Below are 13152 nucleotides of genomic sequence, written 5' to 3'. Positions count from 1 at the left end.
CATGGCGCATCCAGGTGCTGGGGGCCGTTCGGGATTTGCCCTGCAGTCACAACAACCACTTATAACCACTTTGAGCTCACTCGGGGCCTCCTGCAACTCGGCGTACGCTCCGCTACAACGAAGCCTTCAATGCGGCTACGGATACTCTGGCCGAAGTCGAGCGAGACTCCACACCGTACCTGTCCTCTTCCCTCGCGATTTCCCTTCTCAATTCGGCTAGGTCGGGATTTTTCCTGGTGTTGAATTTGTAGGACGAGATGGCGTACGAGTAATTAAAATCCTCCCGTGTGCCGTACCAGAGTACGGTGACGTACCTGGGTTTGCGGGTGACGTTGATGATGTTGTTGTTATGGCGCACGGCCCCTTCGTAGACGATCTTCGCCGCGCAGTCCGAGCAGTAGAATCGCCCTTCTTTCTTGTGCCAGGAGGGGTGTGCCTGCTGTAGCTGGACGAGATCGATCTTCCCGCGGTCCATTCTCATCGTCACCACGCCCAAGGTTGCTTCCAGAAGGTCGTATTCAACGTTCTTGGGGATCTGTATCACTTTTTCCTTTACGTGACCCTCTCCTGGGTGAAGCCAGTACCCCGGTCCGGCGAACTGTCCGGCGCTTATCGTTCTGATGCCCTTTTCGGTGACGTGGAGCTCTGCGTCGGTTTGGTTCTCCAGAGCCTTCTTCCAGCTCCTCAGCCCTCCGTCGTCCTTCGAATATTCAGCCGAACGTCCGTAGACCAGGTATTTATCGATGATGATGTACGCCGGGACCTTGCCGGTATTTTCCACCCGGAACGTAAGCGGCACGTGGATGAAGGGGCGCGCGGGGTCGCTGTGAGGGGCTCCGAACTTTGCTGTGAGAGTGACGTAGAAGGGAGCGGATGTGGGCTGGTAGACGGCTGAGTATGCGAAGTTCGTGGCAGCCAGGAGGCCGGACAGTGCCACCCCGGTCGCAAATCCCCTGGGGTGGGGCATGACTCGCCACACCTGCTGCTCGAAAAGTCGCCAGAGTGCCCACAGCGACCATGCGAAGAGCAGCAGGCACACGGGCAGGTAGAGCGTCGGTTCTCTTTCCTGGATCCAGGTGAACAGAAGAATGCTCTCTGTGATCAAGGTGATCAGCGCCCCGACCAGTACCACGGCTCCGGAGTACTTGACCTGCCGTTTTCCCTCGTGGTCGAGGGCCGCCAGCGCCGCGAGGCCCTGCACCGTGCCGGACAGGATGAAGAGGAACCCCGTGATGCGCTGCGCGAAAGTCAGCGCGCCCAAGGCGTCCGGTGTCCCGACGACGGTGAGCAGAACCATGGACAGGAGGAGTCCGGCCATCATGAGTGCCGTGGCCGTGCGCCTTCGCCACGTGAGGTCGGGCCACGTCCCGCTGCCGGCCTCGCGCCAGACGATGACTCTGCGGTCTTCCAGGTCGATGTCGGCCGGGTGGCCGAGTCTTCGGAGGACCCTGCGCAGATCGCTCGGGGACCAGGCGCTGCCCACCACGGTGCCACCCACGCTGACTGCGCGAAGCCCTCTGCTGTCCGGGGGCTCCACGATCACCCTGGGAGTCGTCTCCATGAGCCACAGCCTTGATGGTGAACGGACAAGGCGCAGCCGGGCTTGCTCCATCCGGCCCTTCGGAGCGGGCCGCCCCCGGTGACGGGGGCTTCACGTCACGCTCCGTCCCCCTCCGCCGCCCTGCTCAGCCGGGCCCCCAACTCCCGTACCGCCCTGACGAGCTCCTCCGGCGCATGCACCGCGAAGTCGCACTCCAGCATCGCCAGCCGGAACGCCACCCACTGCACGGCGTCGCCGACGGATCCCCGCAACCGGCAGCTGTCGTCGTCCAACGGCTCGGGCGTGCCCAGCCAGTCGGGCACCCGGGCGGCGACGAAGTCGGCCGGTGCGGCGAACGTGACCTCGAAGTCGTAGGACTGCTGCCGGTGCTGCATCGAGCGCCGCAGGTACTCCGCCGCGTTCCCCGTCGGCAGTTCGCGCGGCACGAAGCGCGCCCCGGTGGCGAACGGTTCGCCGACCCGGTCGACGCGGAACGTGCGCCAGTCGTCCCGGTCGATGTCGTACGCCACCAGGTACCAGCGGCGGCCCGTCGACACCAGCCGGTAGGGCTCCGTCAGGCGTCGCGACTCGGTGCCGTCCGCGGCCCGGTAGGCGAACCGCAGCCGCTCGTGCCCGGCCACCGTCGAGGCCATGACGGTCAGCGTCTCGGGGGCGATGCTCGGCCCGTCTCCGCTGGTCAGAGGCGTCGTCGCGGCCTGGAGGGTGGTCACACGGTGGCGCAGCCGGCCCGGCAGGACCTGCTCCAGCTTGGCCAGTGCCCGCACCGAGGCCTCGTCCAGGCCCTCCACCGCGTGTCCCGCCCCGGCGCGCAGTCCGACCGCGATGGCCACGGCCTCCTCGTCGTCCAGCACGAGCGGCGGCATGGCCTTGCCGGCGACCAGCCGGTAGCCGCCGTCGGCGCCCTTGGTCGCCTGCACGGGATAGCCGAGCTCGCGCAACCGGTCGATGTCCCGCCGCACCGTGCGGCGGGAGACCCCGAGCCGCTCGGAGAGCTCACCGCCGGGCCATTCGCGGGGCGTCTGAAGAAGGGAGAGAAGCGTCAGCAGCCGAGCCGGGGTGTCCGTCGTCATACCGATGAGGATGCCGCACCATTAGGACACTATCTGACCTAGTAGGGGTCTAGCTTCGAAGCATGAACTCCACCGACACCACCCTCGGCACGGCGGGCGGCGGGACCGACCGCCGGCGCTGGTTCGCTCTCGCGATCGTGATGACCGCGGCCTTCATGGACCTCGTCGACGTGACGATCGTCAACGTCGCCATCCCGTCGATCCAGCGGGAGGCGGGTGCGTCCTTCAGCCAGATCCAGTGGATCACCGCCGGCTACGCCCTCGCCTTCGCCGCCGGCCTGATCACCGGGGGGCGGCTCGGCGACATCCACGGGCGCAAGCGGATCTTCCTCGTCGGCATCGGCGGGTTCACGGTCGCCTCCGCGCTGTGCGGCCTCGCGGTGAACCCGGAGATGCTGGTCGCCTCGCGCATCCTGCAGGGCGCCATGGCTGCGCTGATGGTGCCGCAGGTGCTGTCGATCGTGCACGCCACCTTCCCGGCGCACGAGCGCGGCAAGGTGTTCGGGCTGTTCGGCGCGGTCGTCGGCCTCGGGGCCGTGTCCGGTCCGGTGCTCGGCGCGCTGCTGACCGAGTGGAACCTGTTCGGCTGGGAGTGGCGCTCGATCTTCCTGATCAACCTGCCCGTCGGTGTCGCCGGCCTGATCCTCGGCAGCCGCTTCATCACCGAGTCCAAGGCGCCGCGGGCCCTGAAGCTGGACCTGGTGGGCGTCGCGCTGGTGACGCTGGGCCTGCTGATGCTGATCTACCCGCTCACCCGCGGCCGTGAGCTGGGCTGGCCGGTGTGGGGGTACGTCTCGATGGCCGGCTCGCTCGTCGTCCTCGCGGTGCTGGTGGCGTACGAGAGGCGCAAGACCGCGCGGGACGGTTCCCCGCTGGTGGAGCTGTCGCTGTTCAAGGTCAAGAGCTTCGCGGCCGGGATCGCCGTGCAGACCGTCTTCGGCGTCGGGCTCGGCGTGTTCTTCCTGGTGTGGACGCTGTACATGCAGATCGGGCTGGGCTGGAGCCCGCTGAAGGCCGGTCTGACCGGGGTGCCGTTCTCGATCGCCGTGTCCGTGGCGGCCGGGATGTCGGTGCAGAAGCTGGTGCCGAGCTTCGGGCGCAAGGTGCTCCAGGCGGGTGCGCTGGTGATGGCGGCCGGGGTGCTGCTCTACATCTGGGAGTCCGGGCACTACGGCCTGGACATCGCGCCCTGGCAGATGGCGCTCCCGCTGATCGTGATGGGCGTGGGCATGGGCCTGATCGTCGCGCCGCTGACCGACGCGATCCTCTCGGAGGTGCCGCGCGAGCACGCCGGGTCGGCGTCGGGGCTGATCAACACCGTGCAGCAGATGGGCAACGCGCTGGGGCTCGGGCTGGTGTCGGTGGTGTTCTTCGGCTCGATCTCCGACGGTCTGCGGCCGGAGCAGGTCGGTCCGGCCTTCGCGGACGCCTTCCAGAACGCCCTCGGCTGGGTCGCCGCGGTGATGGGTGCCATCTTCCTGCTGATGTTCGCGCTGCCGAAGCGGCCCGCGCAGCATGTGGAGGGCGAGCGGGCGCCGGCGGGGGAGAAGGAAGCGGTGCTGGTCTGACCGCAGGAAACGGGCCCGGCACCTCGGTGCCGGGCCCGTTCACGTTTTCCGCTCCCGATCTCGCTCCGATCTCCGCTCCTGCTTTCTCCTCATGCCCGATTGGGTCCGAACCTGTTTACTTTGTGGAAATCTCGGCGTAGCCTCCCGCTGAAACCACACGTTCGGGCATGAGGCGGAGGTGAACGGACATGTACGCACCGGAGCGGCAGCAGGAGATCCTCCGGCTCGCCCGTGACGGCGGCCGAGTGGATGTCGTGTCGCTGGCCGAGCAGTTCCAGGTGACGGCGGAGACGATCCGCCGGGATCTGAAGGCCCTCGACCGCGCCGGACTCGTCCGCCGGGTGCACGGCGGGGCCATCCCGGCCGGGCGCCTCGACTTCGAGCCGGATCTCGCCGAGCGCGAGACGACCGCCGCCGACGAGAAGGACGGCATCGCCAAGGCGGCCCTCGCGGAACTGCCCGTCGAGGGCACGGTGATCCTCGACGCCGGGACGACGGTGGCCCGGATGGCCGCCGCCCTCCCCCTGGAGGCCTCCCTCACCGTCGTCACGCACAGCCTCCCCATCGCGGCCCGCCTCGCCGACCACCCCGGCATCCAGCTCCATCTCGTCGGGGGGCGCGTACGGCACCGCACGCGCGCCGCCGTGGACGCCTGGGCGCTGCGGGCGTACGGCGAGATCCGCGCCGACGTGCTGTTCGTGGCCGCCAACGGCTTCTCCGCCGAACACGGTCTGACCACCCCCGACCTCGCCGAGGCCGCCGTGAAGCGCGCGGCCGTGGCCGCCGCCCGCCGGGTGGTGCTGCTCGCCGATTCGTCCAAGCACGGCCAGGAGCACTTCGCCCGCTTCGGCGACCTGAGCGATGTGGACCTGCTGATCACCGACAGCGGTCTGAGCCCCGACGACGCCGTCGCGATCGAGCGCGGCGGCACGGAAGTAGTGCGCGCATGATCCTCACCGTCACCCCCAACCCGTCCCTGGACCGCACCTACGAGGTGCCGTCCCTCGACCGCGGCGAGGTCATCCGCGCCACCGGCGAGCGGATGGACCCGGGCGGCAAGGGCGTGAACGTCTCGCGCGCCGTCGCCGCAGCCGGTCAGCGCACGGTGGCGGTCCTGCCCCTGGGCGGCGCCCCGGGCGCCCTGGTCGCCGACCTGCTCGACCAGCAGGGCATCGAGGTCGCGCCCGTCCCCGTCGCCGGGGCCACCCGCTCCAACATCGCCCTCGCCGAGTCCGACGGCGTCCTGACGAAGATCAACGCGCCCGGCCCCGAACTCTCCGACGCCGAGCGCGAACTGCTCCTGGAGACCGTACGGCAGCAGTCCCGCGACGCATCCTGGATCGCCTGCTGCGGCAGCCTCCCGCGTGGCCTCGCCCCCTCCTGGTACGCCGACCTCGTCGCCCGCGCGCACGCCGCCGGGGCACGGATCGCCCTGGACACCTCAGGACCCGCGCTGCTCGAGGCCCTGCGCGAGCGGCCCGATGTGGTCAAGCCGAATGCCGAGGAACTCGCCGGAGCCGTCGGCCGCCCCCTCGCCACCGTCGGTGACGCCGTGAAGGCCGCCGAGGAGCTGCGCGAGATGGGCGCCCGGGCCGTCCTCGCCAGCCTCGGCGCCGACGGGCAGCTGCTCGTCTCCGCGGAGGGCGCCTGGTTCGGCAGCGCCCGCGTGGCCGCCGTCCGCAGCAACGTCGGCGCCGGCGACTCCTCCCTCGCCGGATTCCTGATCGCCGGCGGCAACGGCCCCGAGGCCCTGGCCTCCGCGGTCGCCCACGGCGCGGCGGCCGTCCAGCTGCCCGGCAGCGTGATGCCGACGCCGCGTGACCTGGACCCGGCAGCGGTGACGGTCACGGCCGAGGTCCCGGCGGACCGTGTGCTGAAGGAGCCGGTGTCATGACGTACGAGGAGCCGGTGTCATGACGTACGACGAGCAGCGCGGACCGACGCGCGAGTGGCGGGCCTCCCCGTTACCCCCCGCCTCCACCCCCGTCACCCCCCACCGCACCCCCGTCCCCCTCCCCGCCCACCCCTCCCACCGGGCGATACGCGTGCTAAGGAGCCCGCGATGAGCGACATGATCACGGCGGACCTGGTCGACCTCGGCCTGTCCGCCGACACCAAGGAAGCGGCGGCGCGTGCCCTCGCCGAGCGCATGGTGGCCCAGGGCCGGGTGACCGACCTGGACGGCTTCCTCGCCGACGTGGCAGCCCGCGAGGCCCAGATGCCGACCGGCCTCGACGGCGGCATCGGCATCCCGCACTGCCGCAGCGAGCACGTCACCGAGCCGACGCTCGCCTTCGGCCGCAGCGCCGAGGGCATCGACTTCGGCGCCGCGGACGGCCCCGCCGACCTGATCTTCCTGATCGCCGCGCCGGCCGGCGCGGACGACGCCCATCTGACGATCCTGTCGTCGCTGGCCCGGCAGCTGATGAACAGCGAGTTCACCGACGCCCTGCGCGCGGTGAGCGACGCGGCGGCCGCGGCGGCGCTGATCCGCGGCGACGAGCCGGACGCGCCCGCACCCGCGGGTTCCGAAGACCCCGTGGCGTCGGCGGGAGCGGCCTCTCCCGCCGCCGCCACGGACACAGCAGCAGCCGACGGCACCGCAGCAGTCGACGGCACCGCAGCAGCCGACGGCACGGTAGGAGCCGGCGACACCGCGGGAGCCGGCGGCACCGCCGGGGGCGAGGAGCGGCCGTTCCGTATCGTCGCCGTCACCTCCTGCCCCACCGGCATCGCCCACACCTACATGGCGGCCGAGTCGCTGGAGAACGCCGGCCGGGAGGCGGGCGTCGAACTCACCGTGGAACCCCAGGGATCGGCCGGTTTCACGCGGCTCGACCCGCAGGTCATCGCGGCGGCGGACGCCGTGATCTTCGCCCACGACGTGCCCGTACGGGAGAAGGAGCGGTTCGCCGGCAAGCCCACCGTCGACGTCGGGGTGAAGGCGGGCATCAACCGTGCCGCCGAACTCATCACCGAGGTCCGTGCGAAGGCCGCGCGCGGCGAGGTCACCTCCGGATCCGCCCCGGCCACTCCTGTGGAGCGCGCGGGCGAGTCCGGCGAGGGCTACGGCACCAAGCTGCGCAAGTGGCTGATGTCCGGCGTCAGTTACATGGTGCCGTTCGTCGCCGCGGGCGGTCTGCTCATCGCCCTCGGGTTCGCGATCGGCGGCTACAAGATCAACAAGGCCCCGTCGGTGATGGACCACTTCCTGTGGACGCAGGCCGACAGCTGGGCGGCCCTGCTCTTCCAGATCGGCGGTGTCGCCTTCGGCTTCCTCGTCCCGGTCCTGGCCGGCTACATCGCCTTCGGCATGGCCGACCGGCCCGGCATCGTCCCCGGGTTCGTCGGCGGCATGATCGCGTTCAACATCAACGCCGGCTTCCTCGGCGGCCTGGCGGCCGGTCTGATCGCCGGCGGCGTGGTGATGGCGATCCAGAAGGTGAACGTCCCGGCGGCGCTGCGCGGCATCATGCCCGTGGTGGTGATCCCGCTGATCTCCTCGGCGATCGTCGGGTTCCTGATGTTCGTCGTCATCGGCAAGCCCATCGCCGAGGCCCAGAAGGGCATGACCGACTGGCTGAACGGCCTGTCCGGCAGCAACGCGATCCTGCTCGGCACCCTCCTCGGCCTGATGATGTGCTTCGACCTCGGCGGCCCCGTCAACAAGGTCGCCTACACCTTCGCCACGGCCGGCATCGCGGTCGCCACCCCGAGCGACTCGGCGATGAAGATCATGGCCGCGGTGATGGCGGCCGGCATGGTCCCGCCGCTGGCCATGGCCCTCGCGACGACCGTGCGCGGCAAGCTCTTCACCCAGACCGAGCGCGAGAACGGCAAGGCGGCCTGGGTGCTCGGTGCCTCCTTCATCTCCGAGGGTGCGATCCCCTTCGCGGCGGCCGACCCGCTGCGCGTCATCCCGGCCTCCATGGCGGGCGGCGCGGTCACCGGCGCCCTGTCGATGGCCTTCGGCGCCACCCTGCGCGCCCCGCACGGCGGCATCTTCGTCGTCCCGCTGATCGGCAACCCGTTCCTCTACCTGGTCGCCATCGCCGCGGGCGTCTGTGTCACGACGGCCCTGGTCGTCGTCCTGAAGGGCATGCGCAAGCCGGCCCCGGGCGCGGCACCGGCCTCCGGCGAGGGCGACGCGGCCCGGGCGACGGAGACGAAGCAGCCCGTCGCGGCGTGAGACGGCGAGAGTTCGCCCCATTCGAGACGTGTGAACCGTTCATGCCACCTGCGAGATAGATCACGAAAGTCACGGCCCGGGACCGAAGTCCCGGGCCGTGGTGTCTACTGGGGCGCATGCCCGAGCACCTCTCCCGATGGCCCGAAGGCCACCCGCTCCCCGCACTCCCGCAGCAGCGGCAGACGGGCTCCCGGTCGGAGTCCGTGGAGCTGACCGCCGAGGAGAGAGACGCCTTCGCCGAGCTCGTGCGCCAACTCGGAGACAGAGGCGTCTGAGGAACCTCGGTGCTGCCTCAGGACAGCTGCGACGCCCGCCGCTCCATCGCCTCGCGCGCGGCGTCCTCGCTGGTGTACACCTCACACATGTGCCGCCCGTCCGGCGTCGCCGTGTGCTCGACCTCCCAGAGGGAGACCTCGGCGCCGTCACGCAGCAGGAACGCGTGCTCGTAGAGCGAGAAGCCCAGCCCCGCCCGGCCCGCGCGGCACGGCCGGCCGAAGGCCTGGGTGATCTGGTGCCCGGACGCCGTGGCCAGCCGGGCCGCCGTGTCCCTGCCCGGCCGGTCCACGTTCTCCGCCCGGCGCAGTAACCTGCGCGCGTGGTCCGCCGAATTCTCCGCGGCGTACGCGTGCCGCGGGGCGGGGACCGGTGACAGCTGCACCGTCACCGGCAGTTCGAAGTCCGGGGTGTCCGGCGGCAGCGGCAGCCGCGTGGTGGCGGCGCGCAACTCCTCCTCGTCGACGTACACCTCGTGCTGCGGCTCGCTGCCCGGCGCGGTGTTGTGGACGAGCTCCCACAGGGTGAGCGCCGAACCGTCGGCGAGCAGCCACGTGTGCCGGTACGTCTCCCGGTGCAGGCCCGCGCTGTGGTGCGCGGAATGCAGCGAACCGTCGTGGGCCAGCGCGCAGTCCAGGCGCCTTATCGCCTCGTCCGGTAGCTCGAAGGAGTTCAGGGCGCGGCCGAGGAGTCGCGCGAGGTGCTCCTCCGGAGTCTCGGGCGAGTCGTGGGGTTCGTACGCTGCCGTCTCGTACGGAACGCTCAAGGTTTCTCCCGGCGTTGCTGCATGTCACCTTGTGGGTGCATACCGTAGCCCCTCGGTCGGACATCGTGTCCGGGAACCGAGAAAACGTACGTCCGGGAAAACGCGCGGGCCGCGCGAAAAGTTCCCGCGCGACCCGTTCGGTCCGTCAAAAACCCCAGCTGGGACGGTTCTTCAGGTGGTCTCCCAGCCGGTCAGGAAGCGCTGTCCGCGGTCCACTGGCTCCACGCCATGTTCCAGCCGTTGAGCCCGTTGTCCGGCGCCACCGTCTTGTCCGGGGAGTTCTTCACGATCACCACGTCCCCGATGAGGGAGTTGTCGTAGAACCACTTGGCGGGAGTGCTGCCCCCCGCTCCCTGGACGTCGGCGAGGCCCACGCAGCCGTGGCTGGTGCCCTGGCGGCCGAACGGCGGGTTGCCCTTGTTGTACCAGTAGTTGCCGTGGATGAACGTGCCCGACGTCGTCAGACGCATCGCGTGCGGCACGTCCGGGATGTCGTACTCGCCACCCAGCCCGACCGTCCGGCTGTTCATCCGGGTCTGGACGAACTTCTCGGAGATCACCATCTGCCCGTTGTACGTGGTGTGCTCCGGGCTGCCCGCCGAGATCGGGACCGTCTTGACGGTCTTGCCGTCCCGGACCACCGTCATGGTCTGGGTGTTGACGTCGACCGTGGAGACCTGCGAACGGCCCACCGTGAAGGTGACCGTCTTCTTCTGCACGCCGTAGACGCCGTTCGCGCCCTCGACCCCGTCCAGGTCGATCTTCATCGTGACCTTGGAGCCGGCCTTCCAGTACTCCTCCGGCCGGAAGTCGAGCCGCTGCCCGTTGAACCAGTGCCCGACGACCTTCTGCCCGCTGCTGGAGGTCACCGTGATGTGCGACTGCACGTCCTTGCGCGCGGTGATGGCCTTGTCGAAGGTGAACGACACCGGCATGCCCACGCCGACCGTCGTGCCGTTGTCCGGCGTGTACGTCCCGATGAAGCTGTTGGACGTCGTCACCGTCGTGAAAATGGAGTTGGCCGCGGCCGTCCGGCCGTCCGCGTCCTTGGCGGTCGCCGATATCTGGTACTTGGTCCCGCGCTCCAGCTGCTCCTTCGGCTTCCACGCCTTGCCGTCGCCGGAGATCGACCCCGCAACCGTCTGACCGCTGCCCGCCACCGTCATCTTCACGTCGGTCAGCTTCCCTTCGCTGACCTTCACGCCGGTCGCGTTGATGGACGCGCCCGTCGAACCGTCCTTCGCCGAGATGGCGATCTTCGCGACGGACGTCTTGGTGCCGCCCTTGCCGCCCTTCTCGTCGTCCTTGGCTTTGGCGCTGCCACCGCAGGCGGTGAGGGTCAGGGCGCCGACCACCAGGGCGGCACAGGCCCCCAGAGTGCGCCGCGCTGAAATGTTCGGCGTTGTCACGGGCTGCTCCCAGTTCGTGTGATGTTGCGTGATCCGCTCCAGTACGTGGGAGTAGAGGGGCCCGGGGGCCGGTCGGGTTCCGTCCGTTCCCCATGAAGGCCGTCACGTGACAGAACCGCGACAAATTCCCGGTCCGCTGTCCGTGCCCGCCGTCCATCCGCTGTGCGCAGCGCGCCTGTTCAACGGCCCGCGTACAACTCCCCGTACGACGGCCACGCCCCGCCCGGACCGTCCACCGGCTCCGCGGCGCGCACGGCCCGGACGATCGCGCGCGTCACCATGTCGGCACCCGCCGCGAGGATCTCGTTCAGGGCGAGCGGGTCCGCGGCGTCCAGGGCGCGGTCGCCGGTCGCCAGCGTGAACACCGTGTCCCCGTCGTTGAGGAGATGCACCGGACACACCGCACGGGCGATGCCGTCGTGCGCCGTGCCGGCCAGCTTCTGCGCCTGCGCCTTGGACAGATCCGCGTCCGTGGCGACCACCGCGAGCGTGGTGTTGAGCGGCGGTGGCGTGCTCCTCGCGGCCGTCTCGGCGAGACGCCGCTGCGCGGCCGCGTGGACCTCCGCCCCCGGGTACTCCACCCGCCCCTGGAACAACTCCCCGTACAGCACCCCCGTTTCCGGATCCACCGTCGACCCCGCCGCGTTGGCCACCACCAGCGCGGCCACGGTGATCCCCGAGCCGAGCACCGTGCTCGCGCTGCCGACACCGCCCTTCACCACCCCGACCACGGCTCCCGTGCCCGCTCCCACGCACCCCTGGGGCACCTGGGCGCCCAGCTCGCTCGCCGCGGCCGCCTCCACCGCGGCCCGGCCGGTCGCCGCGTCCGGACGGGCCCGGAAGTCACCGCCCCGCCCCAGGTCGAAGACGCACGCGGCGGGCACCACCGGCACCACATGCGCCGGATCCGCCCCGACCCGGATCCCACGCCCCCGCTCCTCCAGCCAGGCCATCACCCCCGCCGCGGCGTCGAGCCCGTAGGCGCTGCCGCCGGTCAGCACGACCGCCTCGACCTTGCGCACCACGTTGCGCGGGTCGAGCGCGTCCGTCTCCTTGGTGCCGGGCCCGCCGCCCCGCACGTCCACGGCGGCCACGGCCCCGCCCTCCGGGGCGAGTACGACCGTGGTGCCGGTGAGCCAACCGTCGCCGGTGCGTGTCGCATGCCCGACCCGCAGGCCCGAGACATCCGTCAGTGCGTCAACTGTCATGAGCCACAGTCTCGTCCAGCCGTCGCTCCCTGCGGACGCACCGAGCCGGTGGGCGCCGCGTCAGCGCGTTGACGTGCGCGGGGAGGGGAATGCGGAGGCCCTCACCCGGTGCGTGTGGCCGGCCCGCTCTCCCCAGCGGCCCGGCGCGCGGCCACGGTCTCTCCGGCCACCACCGACAACGCGCAGACCACGCCTGCCGCGAACACCGCCCAGTGCCCCAGGAACGTGCAGCAGATCACCAGCAGGGCCGTCGTCGGCAGCACCAGCTGCTGGGTGATGCCCCGCTTGAAGTGGCGCGAGTGCAGGACCCACACCGTGAGCAGGTACAGAGCCGTCGGCAGGGTCACGGCAGCCGACGCCGCCAGCGTGGAGATGTGCGCCTTGCCGACCGTCTCCTCCACGGCGACCTCCAGCCCGGCCCCGATCGCCGCCGCGGAGGCGAACACCAGGTAGTGGCCGTAGCCCCACAGGAACGCCTGCCGGTTGGATCGCAGATGGGCGTGGACGGGCACCGCGAAGTAGATCCACCAGGCCGCGAAGACGATCAGCAGCCCACCCGCCGCGATGGGGAGGAGCTCGCTCAGCGCGTCGTTCTCGTCGATGCCGGACTTCACCGCGACCGTGGCCGCCGCGATCGTCTCGCCGAGCACGATGATGGTGAACAACCCGTACCGCTCCGCGATGTGGCGGGGATGCCAGGACGTGGTGTGGCCCCTCTCCGCGAGGGGCGGCACGCACATCTCCAGCAGCGCCATCATCAGGAACCACCAGGGCCGGGCCCCCTCGGGCAGGAGCAGCAGCCCCAGCCAGCCGACCTGGCACGCCAGCACACCGCCGGCGTAGCGCAGGGCAGTCGTGCGCTCCGGGCCCTCCCCGGCCCGGGCCGCCCGCAGCCACTGCGCCGCCATCGCCACCCGCATGATCGCGTAGCCCAGCCAGACCACGAGGTACTCGTGCTCCTCGAACGCCTGCGAGACCCCCGCCGCAAGGACCAGCACACCCGCGATCTGCACCAGCGTGACGACCCGGTAGAGCACGTCGTCGTTGTCGTACGCCGAAGCGAACCAGGTGAAGTTCATCCACGCCCACCCGTGAACCAACGGTACAT

10 protein-coding genes and 1 pseudogene are annotated in these 13152 nt (G+C 70.5%); 5 read left to right on the top strand and 6 right to left on the bottom strand.

What is annotated here, in order from left to right; translation table 11 throughout:
* Window positions 1–112: 112 nt before the first annotated feature.
* Together ACZ7EG_RS15380 and ACZ7EG_RS15375 are read right to left on the bottom strand one after the other, a co-directional pair.
* Complete coding sequence (locus tag ACZ7EG_RS15380) at window positions 113–1561, bottom strand: hypothetical protein (protein WP_471077731.1); 1449 nt, start codon at window positions 1559–1561, stop codon at window positions 113–115.
* A gap of 95 nt (window positions 1562–1656) precedes the next feature.
* Window positions 1657–2631 (bottom strand): helix-turn-helix transcriptional regulator, encoded by a 975-nt coding sequence (locus ACZ7EG_RS15375; protein ID WP_471077728.1) that lies wholly within the window; start codon window positions 2629–2631, stop codon window positions 1657–1659.
* 62 nt (window positions 2632–2693) lie between these two features.
* Between ACZ7EG_RS15375 and ACZ7EG_RS15370 the strand changes: the two genes are divergently transcribed.
* The 5 genes from ACZ7EG_RS15370 (at window position 2694) to ACZ7EG_RS15350 (ending at window position 8663) form a co-directional block, all read left to right on the top strand.
* Window positions 2694–4199 carry an MFS transporter gene (locus tag ACZ7EG_RS15370; RefSeq protein ID WP_471077725.1) on the top strand — a complete coding sequence of 502 codons (1506 nt, stop codon included), beginning with the start codon at window positions 2694–2696 and terminating at the stop codon, window positions 4197–4199.
* Window positions 4200–4387: 188 nt separating this feature from the next.
* Complete coding sequence (locus ACZ7EG_RS15365) at window positions 4388–5149, top strand: DeoR/GlpR family DNA-binding transcription regulator (protein ID WP_471077722.1); 762 nt, start codon at window positions 4388–4390, stop codon at window positions 5147–5149.
* Window positions 5146–6093 (top strand): 1-phosphofructokinase, encoded by a 948-nt coding sequence (gene pfkB / locus ACZ7EG_RS15360; RefSeq protein WP_471077719.1) that lies wholly within the window; start codon window positions 5146–5148, stop codon window positions 6091–6093. Before ACZ7EG_RS15365 ends, pfkB begins: the two co-directional genes overlap by 4 nt.
* Before the next feature lie 168 nt (window positions 6094–6261).
* Entirely contained in the window at window positions 6262–8388 is a 2127-nt protein-coding gene (locus ACZ7EG_RS15355) for a PTS fructose transporter subunit IIABC (protein WP_471077716.1), read from the top strand.
* Between the two features lie 116 nt (window positions 8389–8504).
* Window positions 8505–8663 carry a hypothetical protein gene (locus tag ACZ7EG_RS15350; RefSeq protein WP_471077714.1) on the top strand — a complete coding sequence of 53 codons (159 nt, stop codon included), beginning with the start codon at window positions 8505–8507 and terminating at the stop codon, window positions 8661–8663.
* 17 nt (window positions 8664–8680) lie between these two features.
* On the opposite strand, the gene ACZ7EG_RS15345 is transcribed toward ACZ7EG_RS15350, so the two are convergent.
* The 4 genes and pseudogenes from ACZ7EG_RS15345 to ACZ7EG_RS15330 all read right to left on the bottom strand — a co-directional run.
* Window positions 8681–9427, bottom strand: a complete 747-nt coding sequence (locus ACZ7EG_RS15345) for a DUF6227 family protein (protein ID WP_471077711.1) — start codon at window positions 9425–9427, stop codon at window positions 8681–8683.
* Window positions 9428–9618: 191 nt separating this feature from the next.
* The gene (locus ACZ7EG_RS15340) at window positions 9619–10836 is read right to left on the bottom strand and encodes a L,D-transpeptidase (protein ID WP_471077708.1); all 1218 of its coding nucleotides are present in this window, start codon (window positions 10834–10836) and stop codon (window positions 9619–9621) included.
* A 179-nt stretch (window positions 10837–11015) separates the two neighbouring features.
* Entirely contained in the window at window positions 11016–12044 is a 1029-nt protein-coding gene (locus tag ACZ7EG_RS15335) for a P1 family peptidase (RefSeq protein WP_471077705.1), read from the bottom strand.
* Window positions 12045–12145: 101 nt separating this feature from the next.
* A pseudogene (locus tag ACZ7EG_RS15330) lies at window positions 12146–13132 on the bottom strand (low temperature requirement protein A); the annotation flags it as partial.
* Window positions 13133–13152: the final 20 nt, after the last annotated feature.

The sequence above is a fragment of the Streptomyces sp. NPDC037100 genome, from assembly GCF_055606225.1.
Note: the sequence above shows the minus strand (reverse complement) of the source record. Positions and strands in the feature narration are given on the sequence as shown.